Source organism: Bacillus sp. 05T22, from assembly GCF_056396765.1.
Map to the genome: position 1 here is coordinate 1 of NZ_JBFTMC010000077.1, position 21,591 is coordinate 21,591.

The 21,591-nt window shown below is 37.4% G+C and carries 21 protein-coding genes and 2 pseudogenes; 13 read left to right on the forward strand and 10 right to left on the reverse strand.

Features of this window, described 5'->3' with window-relative positions; genetic code table 11:
* The 8 genes and pseudogenes from AC1DIT_RS19820 to AC1DIT_RS19855 all read left to right on the forward strand — a co-directional run.
* A partial coding sequence (locus AC1DIT_RS19820) for a Cna B-type domain-containing protein (protein WP_476998360.1) occupies positions 1–1,346 on the forward strand: 1,346 nt, incomplete at its 5' end.
* Between the two features lie 338 nt (positions 1,347–1,684).
* Positions 1,685–1,942, forward strand: a pseudogene (locus tag AC1DIT_RS19825) (DDE-type integrase/transposase/recombinase); the annotation flags it as partial.
* An 88-nt stretch (positions 1,943–2,030) separates the two neighbouring features.
* Positions 2,031–2,330 carry an ATP-binding protein gene (locus AC1DIT_RS19830; RefSeq protein WP_016132583.1) on the forward strand — a complete coding sequence of 100 codons (300 nt, stop codon included), beginning with the start codon at positions 2,031–2,033 and terminating at the stop codon, positions 2,328–2,330.
* A 400-nt stretch (positions 2,331–2,730) separates the two neighbouring features.
* Positions 2,731–3,324, forward strand: coding sequence for a TVP38/TMEM64 family protein (locus tag AC1DIT_RS19835; RefSeq protein ID WP_016113735.1), 594 nt, complete (start codon positions 2,731–2,733; stop codon positions 3,322–3,324).
* Positions 3,325–3,381: 57 nt separating this feature from the next.
* Complete coding sequence (lepB, locus tag AC1DIT_RS19840; protein ID WP_016132584.1) at positions 3,382–3,945, forward strand: signal peptidase I; 564 nt, start codon at positions 3,382–3,384, stop codon at positions 3,943–3,945.
* 248 nt (positions 3,946–4,193) lie between these two features.
* Entirely contained in the window at positions 4,194–7,709 is a 3,516-nt protein-coding gene (gene addB, locus AC1DIT_RS19845; RefSeq protein WP_476998361.1) for a helicase-exonuclease AddAB subunit AddB, read from the forward strand.
* A complete protein-coding gene (addA, locus tag AC1DIT_RS19850) occupies positions 7,706–11,431 on the forward strand; it encodes a helicase-exonuclease AddAB subunit AddA (RefSeq protein WP_476998362.1) in 3,726 nt (1,241 codons plus the stop codon). Before addB ends, addA begins: the two co-directional genes overlap by 4 nt.
* A gap of 77 nt (positions 11,432–11,508) precedes the next feature.
* A complete protein-coding gene (locus AC1DIT_RS19855) occupies positions 11,509–11,802 on the forward strand; it encodes an RNA polymerase alpha subunit C-terminal domain-containing protein (protein ID WP_016132586.1) in 294 nt (97 codons plus the stop codon).
* An 85-nt stretch (positions 11,803–11,887) separates the two neighbouring features.
* On the opposite strand, the gene gerPF is transcribed toward AC1DIT_RS19855, so the two are convergent.
* From gerPF to AC1DIT_RS19890, 7 genes are all read right to left on the reverse strand, one after another.
* Positions 11,888–12,103, reverse strand: a complete 216-nt coding sequence (gene gerPF, locus AC1DIT_RS19860; protein ID WP_003195867.1) for a spore germination protein GerPF — start codon at positions 12,101–12,103, stop codon at positions 11,888–11,890.
* 45 nt (positions 12,104–12,148) lie between these two features.
* Positions 12,149–12,535 carry a spore germination protein GerPE gene (locus tag AC1DIT_RS19865; protein ID WP_016113739.1) on the reverse strand — a complete coding sequence of 129 codons (387 nt, stop codon included), beginning with the start codon at positions 12,533–12,535 and terminating at the stop codon, positions 12,149–12,151.
* 12 nt (positions 12,536–12,547) lie between these two features.
* On the reverse strand, positions 12,548–12,742 hold the full coding sequence (locus AC1DIT_RS19870; RefSeq protein ID WP_016113740.1) for a hypothetical protein: 195 nt from the start codon (positions 12,740–12,742) through the stop codon (positions 12,548–12,550).
* Positions 12,743–12,748: 6 nt separating this feature from the next.
* Positions 12,749–13,363, reverse strand: a complete 615-nt coding sequence (gene gerPC, locus AC1DIT_RS19875; RefSeq protein ID WP_016113741.1) for a spore germination protein GerPC — start codon at positions 13,361–13,363, stop codon at positions 12,749–12,751.
* An 81-nt stretch (positions 13,364–13,444) separates the two neighbouring features.
* Positions 13,445–13,636 carry a spore germination protein GerPB gene (locus AC1DIT_RS19880; protein WP_016113742.1) on the reverse strand — a complete coding sequence of 64 codons (192 nt, stop codon included), beginning with the start codon at positions 13,634–13,636 and terminating at the stop codon, positions 13,445–13,447.
* A gap of 16 nt (positions 13,637–13,652) precedes the next feature.
* A complete protein-coding gene (locus AC1DIT_RS19885; protein WP_016113743.1) occupies positions 13,653–13,874 on the reverse strand; it encodes a spore germination protein in 222 nt (73 codons plus the stop codon).
* A gap of 148 nt (positions 13,875–14,022) precedes the next feature.
* Entirely contained in the window at positions 14,023–14,202 is a 180-nt protein-coding gene (locus AC1DIT_RS19890) for an aspartyl-phosphate phosphatase Spo0E family protein (protein ID WP_016113744.1), read from the reverse strand.
* 241 nt (positions 14,203–14,443) lie between these two features.
* On the opposite strand from AC1DIT_RS19890, the gene AC1DIT_RS19895 reads away from it, so the two are divergent.
* Positions 14,444–15,343: a fumarylacetoacetate hydrolase family protein gene (locus AC1DIT_RS19895; RefSeq protein WP_016131240.1), complete on the forward strand. Its 900-nt coding sequence runs from the start codon at positions 14,444–14,446 to the stop codon at positions 15,341–15,343.
* Entirely contained in the window at positions 15,312–15,818 is a 507-nt protein-coding gene (locus AC1DIT_RS19900) for an HXXEE domain-containing protein (protein WP_016113746.1), read from the forward strand. Before AC1DIT_RS19895 ends, AC1DIT_RS19900 begins: the two co-directional genes overlap by 32 nt.
* A 34-nt stretch (positions 15,819–15,852) precedes the next feature.
* Here AC1DIT_RS19900 and rocD read toward each other — a convergent pair whose 3' ends face one another.
* On the reverse strand, positions 15,853–17,043 hold the full coding sequence (rocD, locus tag AC1DIT_RS19905; protein WP_016113747.1) for an ornithine aminotransferase: 1,191 nt from the start codon (positions 17,041–17,043) through the stop codon (positions 15,853–15,855).
* 161 nt (positions 17,044–17,204) lie between these two features.
* On the opposite strand from rocD, the gene AC1DIT_RS19910 reads away from it, so the two are divergent.
* Positions 17,205–17,564, forward strand: a complete 360-nt coding sequence (locus AC1DIT_RS19910; RefSeq protein ID WP_033671045.1) for a YisL family protein — start codon at positions 17,205–17,207, stop codon at positions 17,562–17,564.
* Positions 17,565–17,763: 199 nt separating this feature from the next.
* Here AC1DIT_RS19910 and AC1DIT_RS19915 read toward each other — a convergent pair whose 3' ends face one another.
* Positions 17,764–18,318 carry a DUF2777 domain-containing protein gene (locus AC1DIT_RS19915; protein WP_016113749.1) on the reverse strand — a complete coding sequence of 185 codons (555 nt, stop codon included), beginning with the start codon at positions 18,316–18,318 and terminating at the stop codon, positions 17,764–17,766.
* A gap of 272 nt (positions 18,319–18,590) precedes the next feature.
* Here AC1DIT_RS19915 and asnB point away from each other — a divergent pair, with 272 nt between their 5' ends.
* Positions 18,591–20,444 carry an asparagine synthase (glutamine-hydrolyzing) gene (gene asnB, locus AC1DIT_RS19920; protein ID WP_016132587.1) on the forward strand — a complete coding sequence of 618 codons (1,854 nt, stop codon included), beginning with the start codon at positions 18,591–18,593 and terminating at the stop codon, positions 20,442–20,444.
* A 40-nt stretch (positions 20,445–20,484) separates the two neighbouring features.
* Here asnB and AC1DIT_RS19925 read toward each other — a convergent pair whose 3' ends face one another.
* Positions 20,485–20,967, reverse strand: coding sequence for an Ig-like domain-containing protein (locus tag AC1DIT_RS19925; RefSeq protein ID WP_229161488.1), 483 nt, complete (start codon positions 20,965–20,967; stop codon positions 20,485–20,487).
* Positions 20,968–21,158: 191 nt separating this feature from the next.
* Here AC1DIT_RS19925 and AC1DIT_RS19930 point away from each other — a divergent pair.
* A pseudogene (locus AC1DIT_RS19930) lies at positions 21,159–21,591 on the forward strand (glucan-binding protein); the annotation flags it as partial.

Consider the following 21,591-nt stretch of genomic DNA (forward strand, 5'->3'; position numbering starts at 1 on the left):
TAGGAGGAACGAAGACGTGGAAAGACGATAATGCGAAAGATCGTCCGAAAACGATTCAAGTAGACTTACTACAAAATGGCCAAGTCATTGCGACACAAGAAGTAAGTGAAGCAACAGGGTGGAAATATACATTTGCAGATTTACCAGCTTATGATGCAGACGGCAAAGCCTACAAGTATGAAGTAAAAGAACAASCGGTAGATGGATATCAAWCAGAAGTCAAAGGTTATGACATCACGAATACAAAGGTCGGCCAAACAAAAGTAGAAGGAACGAAGACGTGGAAAGACGATAATGCGAAAGATCGCCCGAAAACAATCAAAGTAGACTTACTWCAAAATGGCCAAGTCATTGCGACRCARGAAGTAACAGAAGCAASWGGCTGGAAGTATGAATTTAAAGATTTAGCAGCCTACGATGCGAATGGCGCTGCCTACAAATATGAAGTGAAAGAACAACCAGTAGATGGATATCAAACAGAAGTCAAAGGTTATGACATCACGAATACAAAGGTWGGYCAAACAAAAGTAGAAGGAACGAAGACGTGGAAAGACGATAATGCGAAAGATCGTCCGAAAACGATACAAGTAGACTTACTWCAAAATGGCCAAGTCATTGCGACACAAGAAGTAASWGAAGCAASWGGCTGGAAGTATGAATTTAAAGATTTAGCAGCCTACGATGCGAATGGCGCTGCCTACAARTATGAAGTAAAAGAACAACCAGTAGATGGATATCAAACAGAAGTCAAAGGTTATGACATYACGAATACAAAAGTAGGAAAGACAAAAGTAGAAGGAACRAARACGTGGAAAGACGAYAATGCRAMAGATCGTCCGAAAACRATWCAAGTAGACTTACTTCAAAACGGTCAAAAGGTTGATACGAAAGAAGTAAGTGAAGCAACAGGGTGGAAATATACATTTGCAGATTTASCAGCTTATGATGCAGACGGMAAAGCCTACAAGTATGAAGTAAAAGAACAASCRGTAGATGGATATCAAACAGAAGTCAAAGGTTATGACATCACGAATACAAAAATCAAGGACGAACCAGGTGTAGATCCAGACAAAGATCCAAACAAAGATCCAAACAAAGATCCAAACAAAGATCCAGACAAAGATCCAGACAAAGATCCAAACAAAGATCCAAACAAAGATCCAAATACACATACAAACACAAACATAAATAGCGATTCAAAAGTTCCACCTACTAAAGAAAATGATAAGACGACAGCATTACTTCCTAAAACAGGTGGAACACCAACGGAAATGATTTCAATTATTGGAGGTATGGTATTGTTCGTTTTAGGTGGATTCCTATTCGCTCGTCAACGAATGAGATAATAAAAAACTGGTTCTGGTGCAAGAAATCTATCAGACTTGGACATGCTGATCTTAGTAACTTAGAAAGGCTGGAGATTATGTATATCAAAGTCAAATGATTTCAAATAGAAACTATCAAGGTATTATCTTGTTAATAGTAAGTGACTTAGTGAAGATAATAGGAGAACATAGATTATCTAATGCGTATACAACGATTATAAACTGGGTTCATCAGTATGAATCAGAATTAAATAATCCATATGAAAGTAACAGGGTAATGGATGTATTTATCCCGATTGTTGAGGGCTTTCCATCAGTGGGAGATGAAGCCCTCAACCGGTGGAAGTTTCACTTTATAGCGTGCCGTTGATTCGGAAGGAAATATAACTGATTTTTACTTAGGAAAAACAAGAGATCATAAGGCCGCAAAGCGCTTTTTCAAGAAAGCTTTGCGGTCTTTTCATATTTCAAATTCGTATGTTATCACTCTAGACAAGTATCTGGCCTATCTATGTGCAGAGTCGAAGAAAGAGAAAAAGATACCAGCAGGCATTACGAAAAGACAGGTGAAATATCTAAATCACAATGTAGAACAAAATTATCGTTGTATTAGGAAACTGTTTAAAGTGTTCATCTTATTTTCGGAATAATTAATTTTTAGAGAATTATAATAATATATTAAATAAAAAGGAGATAGGTTAAATAATGAGATATACACTTAAAGACCTTATAAATATAAACGAGTTCAAGAACATAACAGAACAATTTTATAATTTAACTAAAGTTCCATACTGTCTCCTCGATAATAATCAAAATGTTATATTTTCCAAAGGCGAACCTTTCTATAGTACAAAAGAAAAGGGAACGGGTGTTGGGCTTATGATTAGTTATCAAATTAGTGAAAGTCATGGTGGAAAAATAAACATAAGAAGCCAAGTAGGGAAAGGAACCACTGTTATAGTATTTTTGCCCATTTATAATAATACGGTTGTTGATTTTAGTTGAAAACTGGATTGATAATTTACAATATGAAGGAAGATAAAGGACGTTTTTGGGGGATATAAATTTATCCCGCTATTTGCGAGCATTAAGACTCCCACCTCAAGATTTCGAGAGAAGCGAAGAAGATAGGTGGGAGATAACTGCCCGTAAATACCCGATTGGTGAGGGCTAATAATCAGTGGAGGGTGAAGAAAACTCCACTGATTAAAGTTGCACTTTATTTATCAATATGTAACATCCTGTCAAATAATGATAGATTATCACGCAATAATAATGAAGGATTTTTACATAAAACTATGGAACTTTAATAGATATATCTCCATATGTCGTATCTACCATTTCCTCTTTCCAATAAGCGATGATAAAGTAGGGATAGGAATATAGCAAAGGGGTAAATTGTAGAATGGATTTTCAAACAATCAAAGAGTATTTTTCAGCAGAAAATATGGACCAGATTGTAGAGAGTTATCGGGCACTTGGACCACTCCTTGGTATTGGCTTGCCGATGGTAGAGGCGCTTATCCCGGCACTGCCACTTATTTTGTTTGTGATGGCAAATGCAGTTGCCTTCGGGTTTTGGTTTGGTTTTTTGTATTCATGGCTTGGATCGGTTCTCGGTGCATTAATTGTATTTTCAGTTATTCGTCGTTTTGGACGAAGTCGATTCTTCTCGTTTGTGAATAAACATCCGAAAGTGCGCAAAGCGATGGGATGGATTGAGCGAAAAGGATTCGCACCTATTTTTATATTATTTTGTTTTCCTTTTACGCCGTCTGCACTTATTAATGTTGTGGCTGGTTTATCACGTATTAGTATAAGGCAGTTTGTGTTAGCGTTAGCGCTTGGAAAGTTAGTCATGATTCTTATTTTAAGTTATATTGGGCATGATTTAACTTCTTTTATCCATAAGCCTGTGAAAACAATTATTGTCATAGGTGTCATTTTTATTTTATGGTATGTCGGTAAGAAGATTGAGGTAAAGCTAGAACTACATTAAGACTAGTCTTCGCTATAATTAGGGCTCCAGTATAGAAAAGGGTGAGGGGAGAGACAGATGAAGCGAGCTTTGAAAAAAGAAGGCCTAGAGTGGATGAGAACAATCTTTATAGGTGTGCTATTAGCTGTTTTCTTTCGAACGTTTTTCTTCTCAACGTATGTTGTAGAGGGGAAGTCAATGATGCCGACACTTCAAGATGGAAATATGCTTGTTGTGAATAAGGTTAGCTATCAAGTTGGGGAGTTGAACCGATTTGATGTTGTCGTGTTTCATGCGAATAAAAAGGAAGACTATGTAAAGCGAATTATCGGTTTACCAGGCGATCGGATTGAATATAAGCATGACAAATTGTATATAAACGGTCAATTTATTGATGAGCCTTATTTGGAAACATATAAGAGGCAAGCGGAAGGCCGGCAGTTGACAGGTGATTTTACGTTAGAAGAATTAACGAGAGAAAAGGCTGTTCCGAAGGGGTATATTTTTGTGATTGGTGATAATCGTCTCGGCAGTTGGGATAGCAGGCATTTTGGATTTGTAAAAGCAGATACTGTTGTCGGGAAAGTGGATTTACGCTATTGGCCGATTCATGAAGTGCAAACGAATTTTTCAAAAGGATAATGAAATGATTTATCCCGCTATTTGCGGGCAGTAGGTTCCCCACCCTCAAGATTCTAAGGAAATCAAAGAAGCTAGGTGGGGGATAAACTGCCCGTAAAAACATGATTGGTGAGGGCTGATTAAAGTTTCACTTTACAGCTTATAGGGAAGGAAAAGACAAGCAGCCTCTGTTTGTCTTTTTTCCTGTCCTATAATACAATGATGACAGCAAACTAACGTTCGTTATGTAAGTGAAAGGTGGGGATTACATGTCGCTTCGATTTGTGATTGGACGAGCTGGAAGTGGAAAAAGTACATTTTGTTTACATGAAGTGCAAGAAGAATTAGGGCAGCGTCCAAGAGGCGAAACAATTTTATATCTTGTACCGGAACAAATGACGTTCCAAACGCAGCAAGCTTTAATAGGTAATGAAGGAGTTAGCGCCTCCATCAGGGCGCAAGTTTTTAGTTTTTCAAGGTTAGCGTGGAAGGTCTTGCAAGAAGTTGGTGGTGCAAGCCGCCTTCATATTGATGAGGCTGGCGTGCATATGTTACTACGTAAAATTGTAGAAGCGCGTAAAGAAGGATTGTATGTGTTTCAAAAAGCAGCAGAACAAAATGGCTTTTTTGAACATTTAGGCAGCATGATTGCCGAGTTTAAACGTTATAATGTAACGCCATCGAATGTATATGAGATGTGGCAACAGTTAGATGCTCATAGTAGCGGTGATGAGCAAAAATTATTAGCAAATAAAATGTACGACCTTCAGCTTTTATATGATGATTTTGAACGGGCTTTAATTGGTAAATATTTAGATTCAGAAGATTATTTACAGTTGCTTGTAGAAAAGCTTCCGGATTCTGATTATGTAAAAGGCGCAGAAATTTATATAGACGGATTTCATTCATTTTCACCTGGGGAATTAGAGATTATTAGACAGCTCATGATTTGCGGAGCAAGAATAACAATTACGTTAACAGTAGATGAAAAAACATTATCGCAGCCAACAAGTGAACTAGATTTGTTTTATCAAACAGTACTTACGTATGAAAAGGTAAAACAACTGGCACGTGAGGAGAAAATCGCAGTTGAAAGTACAATTTCAATGAGAGAACAGCCACGTTTTCTTTCGCCAGCATTGGCACATCTAGAAGCTGAGTTTGAATCTCGTCCGTCTAAGAAGTTCCAAAGTGAACCAGGCATTACATTATATACAGCGGCAAACTTGCGAGCGGAAGTTGAAGGTGTAGCTAGGGAAATTCGCAGACTTGTTGCGGAAGAGAAGTATCGCTACAGAGATATTACGGTTCTTCTTCGTAATGGAGAAAGCTATTATGATGTAATGAAAACATTGTTTACTGATTACGATATTCCGCACTTTATCGATGAAAAGCGTCCAATGTCACATCATCCATTGATTGAATGCATTCGTTCTGCGCTAGAAGTCATTAGTGGGAATTGGCGTTATGATGCTATTTTTCGCTGTATAAAAACGGAATTATTATATCCGTTGGATGTGAGAAAAGAATCAATGCGCGAAGAAATGGATGAGTTTGAAAATTACTGTTTAGCATATGGCGTACAAGGAAAGAGATGGACGGCAGATGAGCCGTGGACGTATCGTCGTTATCGTTCGCTAGATGGAGTAAACGGAATGCAAACAGATAGCGAACGTGAAATGGAAGAGAAAATAAACCGCCTTCGTGATGTGGTAAGGACACCAATTATTCGTTTGCAGAAGCGTTTAAAACGTGCAAGTTCAGTTGTACAAATGTGTGAAGCGGTTTATTTGTTTTTAGAAGAATTAGATGTTCCTAAAAAACTGGAAGATTTGCGTATGCGTGCTGAGGCAGAAGGGGATTTTCTATTTGCAAGTGACCATGATCAAGTTTGGGAAGAAGTAATGAATCTTCTTGATACATTTGTAGAAATGCTTGGTGAGGAAAAGATGTCTCGTTCAATGTTTATCGATGTAATGACAACGGGACTTGAGGCACTTCAATTTGCAAATATCCCGCCTTCTTTAGATCAAGTGCTCATTGCGAACATTGATCGTTCAAGGTTATCGGATATTCGCGCGGCTTTTGTGATTGGTGCGAATGAAGGAATCATTCCGGCAGCTCCTTCAGATGAAGGGATGTTATCGGATGAAGAAAGGGAATTTCTCGTTACGGCTGGTGTAGAATTAGCACCAACAACAAGGCAGACGTTATTAGAAGAGCAATTTGTTATTTATCAAACAGTAACTCGTGCATCTGAGAAGTTGTATATTTCTTGTCCCCTTGCGGATGAAGAAGGAAAGACGCTACTTTCATCTAGCTTTATTAAGAAAGTGAAAAGAATGTTTCCTTCTGTTAAAGAAGTATTTGTAACGAATGATGTGAATGATTTATCTCGCCAGGTACAAATTTCGTATGTAGCAACGCCAGAGGTTACCTTGTCATATGTAACGCAGCAATTACAAAATTGGAAACGATATGGTTTTGAAGGGAACCTTGATTTTTGGTGGGATGTTTACAACTTCTATGTTACATCGCCCGAGTGGAAGCAAAAAAGTAGTCGTGTACTATCTAGTTTATTTTATCGAAACCGTGCGCAGAAGCTTAGCTCGGTTGTAAGTAGAGATCTATACGGAGATAAAATTAAAGGAAGCGTCTCTCGCATGGAATTATTTAATCGATGCGCATATGCTCATTTTGCGCAGCATGGATTATCGCTGAGAGAGCGTGATATTTTCAAGTTAGATGCACCGGATATCRGCGAATTATTCCATGCAGCATTAAAGAAAATTGCAGACAAGTTACTTAGGGAAAATCGTACTTGGGCTGATTTATCGATAAAAGAGTGTGAGCATCTTTCTGCCGTAGTAATTGAAGAAATCGCACCGTTATTACAAAGACAAATTTTATTAAGTTCTAATCGGAATTATTATTTGAAACAAAAGTTACAGCAAATCATTTTCCGTACGTCACTTATCCTTCGTGAACATGCGAAGTCCAGTGGATTTGTGCCAGTTGATTTAGAGGTTCCATTTGGTATGGGCGGGACAGGCTCACTTCCGCCGATGGAGTTTTCGTTGCCGAACGGTGTGAAAATGGAAGTTGTTGGCCGGATTGACCGTGTAGATAAAGCGGAAGACGAAAATGGTACCTTCCTTCGCATTATTGATTATAAATCGAGCACAAAAGCTTTAGATTTAACAGAAGTATATTATGGGTTAGCACTTCAAATGTTAACGTATTTAGACGTTGTTATTTCAAATGCGAATACGTGGATGAAAAAAGATGGAACGGCATCACCTGCTGGCGTTTTATATTTCCATATCCATAATCCGATTGTGGAGATGAAGGGCGACGCTTCAGAAGAAGAGATTGAAAAGGAAATTTTAAAGAAATTTAAAATGAAAGGTCTCGTACTAGGAGATGCGGATGTTGTTCGATTGATGGATAACAAGCTTTCAACGGGAAGTTCAGACATTATTTCTGCAGGTCTGAAAAAAGATGGTAGCTTTAGTGCGCGTTCTAGTATTGCAAGTGAGCAAGAATTTACAACTTTACAGCAATATGTACATCATACATTTGAAAACATCGGGAAAGACATTACAGAAGGTGTTATTGATATCGCACCGTATAAAATGGGGAAAAAAGCAGCTTGTACATTCTGTAATTTCCGTTCTGTTTGTCAATTTGATGAATCACTTGAAGACAATCAGTTTCGTACGTTGAAAGATATGAAAGATAGTGAAGCGATGGAGAAAATKAGAGAGGAGGTTGGCGGAGAATGATAGARAATTGGCCWMAGAAACCWGAAGGTAGTCAATGGACAGATGATCAATGGAAGGCAGTTGCCCGAGATGGCCGTGATATTTTAGTAGCGGCGGCAGCGGGATCGGGAAAGACAGCTGTACTTGTAGAAAGAATTATTCGCAAAATTATTAATGCCGAGAATCCAGTAGATGTGGATCGCTTGCTTGTCGTAACGTTTACAAATGCAGCGGCACAAGAGATGAAAAACAGAATTGGTGAAGCGTTAGAAAAAGTATTAATTGATGAGCCAGGATCAGGGCATGTTCGGAAACAGCTCAGCTTATTAAATAAAGCATCAATTTCAACCATTCACTCGTTCTGTTTACAAGTGATTCGAACGTATTATTATATGCTCGATGTTGATCCCCGTTTTCGCATTGCTAACCAGACAGAAAATGAATTATTAAAAGAAGAAGTATTAGATGACATATTAGAAGAGGAATATGGAATCGAAGGAAATGACATTTTCTTTGAACTAGTTGACCGATATACGAGTGATCGTAGTGATGATGACCTGCAGCGTATGATTTTAGCGCTTCATACGGAATCGAGGGCGCATCCAGATCCAGAGAAGTGGCTAGATAAGCTTGTCGAAGCATATGATGTGGAAGGGAAATCAATTGAAGACTTAACGTATGCAACTTATTTATTAGAAGATGTGAAGTTTCAGCTGGAAACAGCTGAAAAGCATATTCAGAAAGCAATTGAGTTAGCTATGCTTCCGGATGGGCCAGCGCCTCGCATGGAGACATTACAAGCGGACCTTGTGTTACTCGGGACGTTATCTAGTGCAGCACATCAGTCTTGGACAAGTGTATATGAAGCGATGCAAAATGTTTCGTGGCAAACGTTAAAGCGTATTAAAAAGAGTGATTACAATGAAGAGATTGTCAAACAAGTAGATTCACTTAGAAATAAAGCGAAAGATGAAGTGAAGAAGCTACAAGAAGAGTTGTTTAGCCGGAAACCAGAAAGCTTTTTACGTGATTTCAAGGATATGCACCCTGTACTAGAAAAGCTTGTTCAGATTGTAAAAGTATTTACTGAACGTTTTCAAACGATAAAGCGTGATAAAGGAATGGTTGATTTCACAGATTTAGAGCATTTTTGCTTACAAATTTTAAGTGAACGTACGAACGATGGTGAGCTTCGTCCATCACCAGTTGCGCTTCAATATCGGAATAAATTTGCCGAAGTACTTGTCGATGAATATCAAGATACGAACTTTGTGCAGGAGTCAATTATTAAGTTTGTAACGAAAGACTCTGAACAAGAAGGTAATCTGTTTATGGTCGGCGACGTAAAACAGTCGATATACCGATTCCGATTAGCAGAGCCTGGCTTATTTCTAGGAAAGTATAAACGTTTTACACCTGAAGGAATAGACGGCGGGATGAAGATTGATTTAGCCAAAAACTTCCGCAGTCGTCATGAAGTACTAGCAGGTACGAACTTTATTTTTAAACAAATTATGGGCGAAACTGTCGGGGAAATCGATTACGATGCTGATGCTGAACTAAAGTTAGGTGCGAGCTACCCAGAAGGAGAAGATGTAGCAGCCGAACTATTATGTATTCATCAGTCTGGGGAAGAAGAATCGGTAGAGGGAGAAGACGGTGTAGAAGTAGAAAAAGCACAGCTTGAAGCACGTTTAATGGCGCAGCGAATTAAAGCGATGGTTGATTCAGGTTATGAAGTATATGATCGTAAAACAGATAGCATGCGCCCTGTGAAATACCGTGACTTTGTCATTTTACTTCGTTCGATGCCGTGGGCTCCGCAAATTATGGAAGAGTTAAAATTACAAGGCATTCCTGTTTACGCTGAGCTCGCGACAGGTTATTTTGAAGCGACAGAAGTGACCGTTATGATGAATGTGTTTCGGGTAATTGATAATCCGATGCAAGATATTCCGCTTGCTGCTGTGCTTCGTTCACCGATTGTTGGGTTAAATGATGAAGAGCTTGCGATGTTACGTGCTCATGAGAAAAAAGGCTCGTTTTATGAAGTGATGCGTTCCTTTTTACAAGGCGCGCCGCTTGAAGAAGAGGCAGAATTACATGGGAAATTACAATGGTTCTATAATCTCTTGCAAGGATGGCGTGAATTTGCGCGCCAGCAGTCTCTTTCTGATTTAATTTGGAAAGTATATCGTGAGACAGGTTATTATGATTTCGTTGGTGGTCTTCCAGCGGGAAAACAGCGTCAAGCTAACTTACGCGTACTATATGATCGCGCAAGGCAGTACGAAGCAACATCTTTCCGCGGGTTATTCCGTTTCCTTCGCTTTATTGAACGTATTTTAGAGCGCGGGGATGATATGGGAACAGCGAGAGCGCTTAGTGAACAAGAAGATGTGGTTCGAATTATGACGATTCATAAAAGTAAAGGGTTAGAGTTCCCAGTTGTATTTGTAGCGGGGCTTGGGCGCCGTTTTAATACACAAGATTTAATGAAACGATTCTTATTACACAAAGATTTCGGTTTTGGATCACAGTTTATTGATCCTCGTAAACGAATTAAATATACAACGTTATCACAACTAGCCATTAAACGTAAAATGAAGATGGAACTAATTGCGGAAGAGATGCGCGTATTATATGTTGCTCTAACGCGTGCAAAAGAAAAATTGATTTTAATTGGTACGGTGAAAGATAAAGAAAAAGAAATTGAAAAGTGGCTTGACCCGCGTGAGCATACAGATTGGTTGTTACCGGATTACGTTCGTGCAGGAGCATCTTGTTACTTAGATTGGATTGCACCGTCACTATATAGACATCGTGATAGCGAAATGCTTCTTGAACTTGGACAAGGAAATATACCAAATGAAATTTATGAATACGATGCGAGCTGGAAAGTGGAAGTGATTGATGGTAGCACTTTACTTGCACCGGAACCAGTACAAGAAGAAAAGCAAGAATTGTTAGAAGCGCTTCGTGAGAAAAAACCTGTTCCTCTAGAAAGTGAACGAAAAGAAGAGGTGTATGCTCGTTTAACTTGGGAATATGCGTATGAAGGTGCAACAGCGCATCGGGCGAAGCAGTCTGTTACTGAGATAAAGCGGAATTATCAATCGGAAGATGGAAGTGATAATGCCTTTATTAAAAAACTTCGTACTCCTATAAAAACGCGTCCTCGTTTTATGGAGAAAAAGGGGTTAACTTATGCTGAACGGGGAACAGCTGTTCACGCCGTAATGCAACATGTTAATTTACAAAAACCGATCACGCTTGAAACCGTTCAAGAGCAAATTGCGGAAATGGTAAATAAAGAATTACTAACATTTGAGCAAGCAGAAGAAATTGCGATTGATCGAATTGTAGCGTTTTTTGATACGGATCTTGGTAAGCGTGTGTTAGCTGCGAAAAGTGTAGAACGTGAAGTGCCGTTTACGATGATGCTTTCAGCGGAAGAAGCGTATCAAGATTGGCAAAATCAGAGCAGAGAATCTGTACTTGTCCAAGGAGTTATTGATTGTATGATAGAAGAGGAAGACGGAGTTGTATTAATTGATTTTAAAACAGATACAATTGAAGGAAAGTTCCCAGGTGGATTCGACCAAGCAAAGCCGATTTTAGAAGAACGTTATAAAGTACAGCTTTCATTATATGCGAAAGCGTTAGAGAAAAGTTTACATCATCCAGTGAAAGAAAAGTGCTTATATTTCTTTGATGGAAATCACATAGTACATGTTGATTAACAAAGTGAGTGAAACATACATCAAAGTATAAATGTGAAACAGAGGAAAGATGTAACTTTAGGAAGGGAGTATGTAAAATGGTTACTTCCAAAAAAAGTTTAAGAACTTGCAACAATGGACACCAATATTATAAAAGTAGCGATTGCTCTTCTTGTCCGATCTGTGAGAAAGAACGAAAACCAGAGAGTGGATTTCTTTCACTTCTCTCGGCACCAGCAAGAAGAGCATTGGAACACAATGAAATAACTTCTTTGCAGCAGCTCTCAAAATGTAGTGAGAAAGAGATTTTACAACTGCACGGTATGGGGCCAGCATCTTTACCTAAACTTAGAACTGCTTTGAAGGAAAGTGGGTTATCATTCAAAGGTTAAACAATAAGAATGATTACACTTATTGAAGCGCGAACAAGAAAATCAAAAGAACGAAAAAAGTAGGAGAACAATTCTCCTACTTTTTTTAAGCCGTTCCAATTTGATCTTGATCCGCAACATCTGAATCGAATGTATTTGTTGCGCTGACACCGTTAAATGTATTAACAACAAAAGCAACATTTGATGCTCCTGAACCGTTATATGCCTTTGTATTTTCCTTAGGAGAGACATTATAGAAGTCACCTAAGTTAAAAGAGCCGTTACTATTTTGAACAACGAGGTTTCCAACGACAGAGGGCATGTTATTCACCTACCTAAACACTTTTCTTTAACATTACTATATGATTTATTTGTTCAAAGGTTCATCTGTGATATATTGGCGAATTTGGAGAATACGTGAATTATTAAATGCGTAGTCAACGGAGCCAATTTGAAAGCAAGCAGAATTTAATAAGGACCGAATCGTAACATCACCTACTTCAATAAAGGGACATTCATTTATAATATTCATTTTGACATCGGTTGATCGGGTGGGAATTGTGATTTCATCATCTGTAAAGATTTTATAAGCCTCTAATTTTCCTTCGCCTTTTAAATAGTAAGGAATTTCACGGTGTACAATAAGCGCTCGACTTTTTAATTCCATCTGTTTTGCGTCGCCAACTTGAAAAACACCAGAAATCCCCATAGAGATAATATTGGATTGATGAACAACTGAAATGTGCTGAAGCATAAAGCTCCCTCCTTAACCTGGAGTAGTAGGCGCGGCAATTACGAGAGGTACAAATGGACCTTCAGTCATTGATTCAAAAGGCGTATCGAGAATAGAAGAGAGAATGAGGAGGTTTGCATCACCGATTAAAAAAAGTGCAGATGAAGATACCCCGTTCATTTTAATCTGACCAACTTTCATTTCACAATTAACCACGTTAAAGTTCATGTAAACTTACTCCTTTCGAAAATTATTCGGTATGTGCTGAATAAAGGAAAGGAATGCTTTATCAATATCTTGTTTCATAGCTTGAATAATTACGTCTTTCATATATTCGGGGTTTGATGTAATGTCCTCATACGGCTGTACTTGTGATAAATAGTAAGGAAGGCGATGCTCCATTTGTTTTTTTATATCGTCAATCATCATTTGTCGATACATATCATCGAGCGGCGTCCGCTGTTCTTGTTCAAAATGAAGAATTCTGCTATATGCTTCTTCATCTAAATAGCGATGCATCTCTTGAATAATGCCTTGATAAAAATCGGGAGTTGTTTGTGTTTCTGGATTTACTTTTAATGTTTCTGTATCTACTTCAAAATCTTCAATTTGTTGCCCTTTAGTTGCGAATGGATTTAAGCCGATATTTAACGTACCATTTAAGTTTTCTACTTTTAATTGATCGAATTTATATTCTACTTTTCCTATAGAAGAGGAGGGCCGGCCTTTTAGTTCATCAAGCTCTTCTTTTAATGTCCGTACTTGCTCTTCTAATGCATGGATTGTTTCTTGCTGTTTTTGAAGAACTTGTTGAAATTGTTGTAGGTAAATGTATACATCTTGATTCACTGTGTGAAACCTCCTTTTCAATAGGGAGGGACATATGCTTGCTCTATATGTTTATGACATAAAGAGCTTAAGAAGAACTCATCATGGTTTAATAGAAATAATTTGTCCTTTCGATTTCAAGGGGCGAAGCGGCGCTGTAAATCCACCGGTATTGGAAAATTTAGATAGTGCCTTAATGCTGCCGGCACTTCCAATTTGAAAAACAGATGATGTTGTAATGCTCTCGATTCTTATCTTGTTAATGATAATACTTTGCTGTACATAAAAGTTCACTTATCATTCGCCTCCTTTAGTTTGATCCAATTATAGCTTGATCGATTATGTCTGTATCATTGACTGTTGTCGTATTTTGATAATTGTATACTGAAATATTTTCACCAACATTAAAAGAACCAGCTCCTGCAAAAGCACGTGAGTAACTAATCGGTCTAATTGCAAATACATCTCCAACATGAAAAATACCACTTGATCCAATGTTAACGATATGAATATGTCCAACCATCGCTGGCATAGCAAACACCTTTCATAAATAAAATTTTTATTGCTGTTATTATGCGTGTTCAATATTAAAAAATAAAGGATCGTAAAAAAATCCTTTTCTATTATTGTATGGGCGTGTTCATTAAAATGTGTCTTTTTTCAAATAAAAGACACACACTTCATTGTATGTGTTCGTCTATAGTATAAGTTGAGGTGAAATCTACTTTCAAAAGCCAAACAACATTTAAGAGCCTGTCCAGTTCTTGGCTACAATCCACTGTTTTTTGAGAAGTTATTCCGTAGCGTTCAGCAAAATACATCATTTTCTCACGTTTTTTTTCAATCGCTTGCTCAAACATAGAATCGGCTCCATCTCTTTATAAATTTTAAGTATATATGTAGTACATATTATACAAAAGTTCCATAAAAAAGAAATAGCTTCGATAAAAAAAGTAAAAATTCTACATTTTATTCCAAAATAACATCGGACAGTGTAAAAAATGAAGAATCTTGTAAAAATTAAAATGTATTGGCAGGTTTTTTTTAAAGGAATGCGAATACAATTACATTGTATGAGTTTTAGGATGGAGAGTGGAAATCATGCGATTTGTTACAGTGAAGAAGGAAGAGAAAGTATTTGTTGGCATTGTGGATGAGTATCAAGAAAAAGTGCTGCATATTAGAGAAGCACAGCGGCAAAAAGGCGAAAAGATTACAGTCCCTATTACAATGCTAGAGTGTATCGAAAAAGGAAATGCTTTTATTGAAAAAGTGGTAGAAATTGTAAATTGGGCAAAGGAAAATGAAACGACGGCGTATTATCCATTGCAAGACGTTAAAATATTAGCACCTATTCCAAGACCAAGAAAGAATATTCTTTGCGTCGGAAAAAACTATCGTGATCATGCGATAGAGATGGGTGGAGAAGAGTCTATTCCGAAAGATATCATGATTTTCACAAAGGCGCCGACGACGGTTATCGGGAATGGAGAGAAAATTCACAGTCATCCGCATGCAACGAGTGAACTAGATTATGAAGGAGAACTCGCAATTGTGATTGGGAAACGCGGAAAACAAATTGCAAAAGATAAGGCGCTTGAATATGTTTTCGGTTATACAATTGTAAATGACATAACTGCTCGAGATATTCAAAGAAAACATAAACAATTTTTCTTAGGAAAAAGTTTTGATACATTTTGCCCAATGGGGCCGTATTTAGTTCATAAGACGGCTATTGAAATCCCGAATCAATTAGATATTGAAACAAGAGTGAACGGAGAGGTTCGGCAAACTTCAAATACTGCAAATATGATGTTTTCAATAGAAGATATTATTTCTATCGTAAGTAAAGGGATGACGTTAGAGCCTGGGGATATTATTGCAACTGGAACACCAGCGGGAGTTGGGAAAGGGTTTATACCACCTAAATTTCTAAGCGCTGGTGATGAAGTGACAATAACGGTGCAGCATGTTGGAACGCTTCAAAACTTGGTCAAATAGTACGTTATATATTTGGCTCATCCCTATTCTATTTGCATTTCATAATGCTGAGGAATATTACTTTTTCCCTGAAATGAAGTATTTCCAACCGATTCGTATGGAAGAAAACGCGGGGCAAAAACAATATTTCTTCATTGCATTATGTTTGTTAACAAGCATTGTCTTTCTGCTTGTGTGTATTCATTCTATATTTAAAAAGAAAGTCACGCTTTATATATTGCTCGTTATACAAGCGATGATTTTTATGAATGGGTTGTTTCATATCACTGGGGCAATTTTGACAGAAAGATATGTTCCAGGATTGGTAACGGCAGTGATATTCATTATACCTTTTTCATTGTTTTGGTTTCGGAAAGGGATAAGAAATGATTGGTGGGAATTGAAACATGTGATTGTCTCCTGTATAGCAGGTGTGTTGCTTCTATTTCCGGTTATCGTTGGGATATTACTTTTCTCAAAAATGATTGTTTCATAAAACAAGCTGCCTCGTAAGAGGCAGCTTGTTTTGATTAAGATAATACCGCTTTAATTTTTTGGAATGCCCACTCTAGGTCTTCCTCAGAAATAACAAGAGGTGGTGCGATACGAATTACATTTTCATGTGTTTCTTTACATAATAAACCTGCTTCTTTTAATTTTTCGCAATATGGACGAGCAGGCTCGTTCAATTCGATTCCGATAAATAATCCTTTACCACGGATGTCTGTGATCATAGGATTATCAATTTCTTTTAATTGTCCTACTAATTTTTCACCTAATTGAAGAGAACGCTCTGTTAATTTCTCATCTAATAATACGTCAAGAGCTGCAATAGAAACAGCACATGCAAGTGGATTACCACCGAATGTAGAGCCGTGAGAACCTGGTTCGAATACGCCTAAAATATCGTGATTTGCTGCGACGCAAGAAATTGGGAATACGCCGCCGCCAAGTGCTTTACCAAGTATGTACATGTCAGGAATTACGTTGTCCCAATCACATGCAAATAGTTTACCAGTACGGCCTAAACCAGTTTGAATTTCGTCAGCTACAAATAAAACGTTTTCTTTTTTACATATATCGTATGCTTCTTCTAGGAATCCAGCTGGTGGAATGTTAATTCCTGCTTCTCCTTGAATTGGTTCTAAAATAAATGCAGCTGTATTTGGTGTAATTGCAGCTTTTAATGCTTCTAAATCACCGTAAGGAATTACAATAATGCCAGGAAGCATTGGTCCGAAGCCACGTTTGTATTCTTCATTGGATGACATGGAAACTGCCCCCATTGTACGACCATGGAAGTTATCTTCACAAACGATAATTTCAGCTCTATTTTCTTCTACCTTTTTCACATCATATGCCCAGCGACGTGCTGTTTTGATTGCGGTTTCAACAGCTTCCGCACCTGTATTCATTGGAAGTACCATATTTTTATTTGTTAATTTCGCTACTTTTTCGTACCAAGGACCTAATTGATCACTATGGAAGGCACGTGAAGTTAACGTAACACGGTTTGCTTGTTCAATTAAAGCGTCAATAATTTTCGGATGACGGTGTCCTTGGTTTACCGCAGAATATGCACTAAGTAAGTCCATGTAGCGGTTTCCTTCAGGATCTTCTACCCAAACTCCTTCTGCTTTCGAAATTACGATTGGTAGCGGATGATAGTTGTGAGCTCCATATGTGTCTGTTAGTTCGATAATATCCTTTGTTTGAATCATGATTGTTCCCCCTTTTGTTATTACAAGAAGTTTATAAATACTCTAAATATTATATCATTTAAATGTAAAAAAGCGAAACATTTCCTGAAAAGAAGTGGACATGGTATCATATAAAGTGAAAAAGTGGGAAAAGAGGAGGTTGGGATATCGTGACAACACACATGCATATTACAGCGTGGGCACTAGGGCTTATTTTATTCTTTGTGGCGTATTCTATGTATACGGCAGGAAGAAAAGGTAAAGGCGTACATATGGGGCTTCGTCTTGTGTATATCATCATCATTGTAACGGGTTTCTTACTGTATCAAAGCATTATGAAAACAGCAACAGGGAACATGCATATGTGGTATGGCCTAAAAATGTTAGTTGGCGTTTGGGTTATTGCTGCAATGGAAATGGTTCTTGTGAAAACAAGTAAGAAGAAACCGGCAGGGGCGTTTTGGGTTCAATTTATTATTGCGCTTGTTATTGTACTATATCTTGGATTACGATTACCGATGGGATTTTCACCATTTGCGTAAAATAGAACCATCTTATTTTTCTGTAAAGGAGAATAAGATGGTTTTTCTTTAATGGTTTGTCAAATTTGAACTTATATGAAATGAAATACATTTATGAGGTTTGATTACGGAAAAGATAGAGACGAGGTATAGCTATTGTAACAAAAATAAAAAAATCGCTCGTTCTATAGAGAATGAGTGATTCTTCTTATTTTTGTATTCACGTAGATTCTATATGTAGTTGTTCCCCGTTTGTTTTTGTAAATTGAAATATATTCTTATTACAAGTGGAATACCGAACGTAATGATGGTGCAACGAGCAAATCATTTTTTCGTTATCAAATAATAGCAGGTTTACACCTTCACAAGGCCCTTCTTTCGGCTGAAACGATAAGAAATTATGACAATATATACAGTCATATAAAGAATAATTGAAGGACTGCAATGTTTCTGCAAATAACGCAAAAGCGGAATCGGATAGTTCTTCTAACCATTCATGATAACTGAGTAGTAATTTTTTACGAATTCGTATCATTTCACCATTTTGCAATGGATGATGTTCATTTGCAATTTGTAATATGTTTTGTTCGTAGAATCTTGCCGGTAGCCAATTGTTGTTATATAAAACTTCAAATCCATCTTCAATAATATCTTCAAGCAAAAATGCTTCATCATTTTCATCATCAAAGAATATCCATTCATTGTTTATATATTCCACATTCCCAATTGTATGAGCACGCGGTTGATTATACAAAATATGTTTGCGTTGTTTCATTCGTGATTTCTCCTTTTATAGAAGTAGTTATTCCTGTTATAGACAGTTCAGGCATTCTTTATAACTATGGAACACCTAAAGAAAGGTGGGCATAGAATAAAAACATGCTTCATACAGTGAATTTTTTATCTGGACGGAGAAATTCCGTCTGGATCGTTAGCCCTCATCAATTAGGCTTTTACGTGCAGTTGTTTCAGTTCAGCCTTTTTGGTTCTATTTGGGTTTTGAACGGAGTAAAGTTATACGGATATAGGATAGGAAGGATGATTTATATGTGCGGGATTACAGGATGGATTGATTATAAGCGGTCGTTAGAAGGTGAAAGAGAAACGGTTACGAAGATGGCAGAAACACTTGCAAAGCGCGGTCCAGATGATACGAATGTCTGGATCAAAAGGCATGTTGCTTTTGGGCATAAACGTTTAATTGTGGTTGATCCTGAAGGTGGGAAACAGCCGATGACATGTACATGTATGAAAGAAGAAGAGTATTACACAATTTGTTATAATGGGGAACTTTATAATACAGAAGATATTCGTAAAGAATTAATGCAAAGAGGTTATAGATTTAAAGGGCATTCTGATACGGAAGTATTATTAGCGTCTTATATCGAATGGAAAGAAGAATGTGTGAATCATTTAAATGGAATATATGCTTTTGCGGTTTGGGATGAGAAAAAAGAACAAGTGTTTATTGCACGGGATCGATTAGGTGTGAAACCATTATTTTATAAATATGAAAACGGAAGATTATTGTTTGCTTCAGAATTAAAAGCTATTTTAGCTCATCCAGATGTAAAGACAGAAGTTACGACAGAGGGACTATCAGAAATATTTGGGTTAGGACCGTCTCGAACACCTGGACATGGTATTTATGCAGGAATTCAAGAGCTACGTCCAGGTCATGTTCTTACTTTTTCAAAAGATGGTTTATGTATATGGCGCTATTGGAATGTTGAGAGTAAAAAACATGAACATTCATTTGAAGAAACAGTAGAACAAGTACGGTTCCTGCTTAAGGATGCAATTACAAGACAATTGGTTTCAGATGTACCGTTATGTACATTTTTGTCGGGTGGGGTAGATTCAAGTGCCATTACAGCGTTTGCGGCAATGGCATATGAAAGAGAAGGGAAAGGGAAGTTGCATACGTATTCGATTGATTATGAAGATAATGAAAAATATTTTAAAGCAAATGCTTTTCAACCAAATTCAGATGCACCATTTATTGATTTGATGACAGAAACATTTGGTACAATTCATCACCGTTGTGTGATTTCCAATGAACAGTTAGCGGAGTATTTAACAGAAGCAGTACTCGTTCGCGATTTACCTGGTATGGCAGATATCGATTCTTCATTATTATGGTTTTGCCGAGAAATTAAACAAGATTTTGTCGTCGGTTTGTCGGGCGAATGTGCCGATGAAATCTTTGGAGGTTATCCATGGTTTTACCGGGAAGATGATTTGCAATCAAGTGCATTTCCGTGGATGCGTTCTACAGAGGCGCGTGAACAACTTCTGAAAAAAAAATGGCGTGATAAATTAAAACTGCAAGAATATGTACAGCGGCGTTATGAAGAATCAATACAGGAAGTACCGGTGTTAGAAGGAGAAAGTACAATTGAAGCAAAAAGACGACAATTATTTTATTTGAATATGGTTTGGTTTATGACGACATTATTAGACAGAAAGGATCGCATGAGTATGGGGGCGAGTTTAGAGGTACGTGTTCCATTTGCGGATCATCGTCTTGTCGAATATGCGTGGAATATTCCTTGGGAAATGAAAATGTATAAAAATCGCGAAAAAGGTCTATTACGTAAAGCATTAGAAGGTGTATTACCGAATGATATATTATATAGAAAGAAAAGTCCGTATCCCAAAACGCACAATCCGCACTACACAGAAGCAGTAACAGTATGGTTACAGAATCTTTTAACGGATAAAAACTCAATTTTGCATGAGTTGTTTGATAAAGAACAATTACAAGGGTTGATTCAATCAGGTGGTAGTGCGTTTCAAACGCCGTGGTTTGGCCAGTTGATGACCGGGCCACAACTATTGGCACATTTGGCACAAATTCATGTGTGGTTTAAGGAGTATGGAGTAAATATTAAAGAGTAGTGAAAAGCGGCTTACAATCATTGTGAGCCGCTTTTTTTCGCTATTTAACTTGAATATAAACGTATTTATTATAGTTTCCATCTTCCGTCGATGCAGTTAAAACAACACGTCCAGGCTTCAAAGCTTTTGCGTTGATCGTATCATTTTGATTTTCAAGTGCAACGATACTCGAGTCACTACTTTTCCAAGTCACTTTTTTATTTGTTGCAGCTGAAGCTGAAGGTTTGATGTCAGCTTTTAAATATGTGTAGCCATCAACATTTAATTGTACAGTTGGTTGATCAATTGAAATGTTAGTAACAGAGATAGGAGGAGCGGACTGATACATCTTTTGCGCATCTTCAGCTGTTCCTGCTTTTTTTAGAATTGATACTTCATCTAATGCTGCGTTAAAGTTGTTGCCGAATAAAGTTCCTTTGCCATCTACACCGATTTTTGTTGTGTAATTCGTATCCATTGTACCTGTTATTTTACTAATATCAATTTGTTGCTCTAACTTTCCATCTACTTTTAGTGTCTCCAAGAAATAGTGACTTTTAAAATATGAATGTAACAAAAAAGTAATTAAAATTACCCTTAAGTGGTTTTTGTTACTTATAAATTAAAACTATTGCAATTATATTACAAAAGTGTTGATTATATTAGGATATCGTAATATAATTCTCTTTATGGAAATAAAAATACAAATTATTCATTATTTGGGGGATATGGAAAATGAAGAAAAATATTTTACCAGTTTTAATGTCTGCGATGTTTGTAGTGCCTGCAGTATCTCATGCTGAAAACCAAGAAGCTGTAAAACAACTTACTCCAAAAACAGAACAGGAAATGCAGAAAACGGGGTGGACAAAAGAGGGAAATACATGGTATTTCTATGATCAAAATGGTGTGAAGAAAACAGGGTGGTTAAAGGATAATGGTACATGGTATTACTTGAATGCGGATGGGGCAATGAAAAGTAATAGCTGGTTAAGTGATGGAGGAAAGTGGTACTACTTTGATGAAAGTGGAGCAATGAAAACGGGTAATATTTTTAATCAAGGTTCATGTTATTTATTAGGAGCAGACGGTGCGTTATATACGAACGAAGGCTGGGTTCAGTACGAAGGAGAATGGTATTTCGTTCACCAAGGGGGAGACCTACACG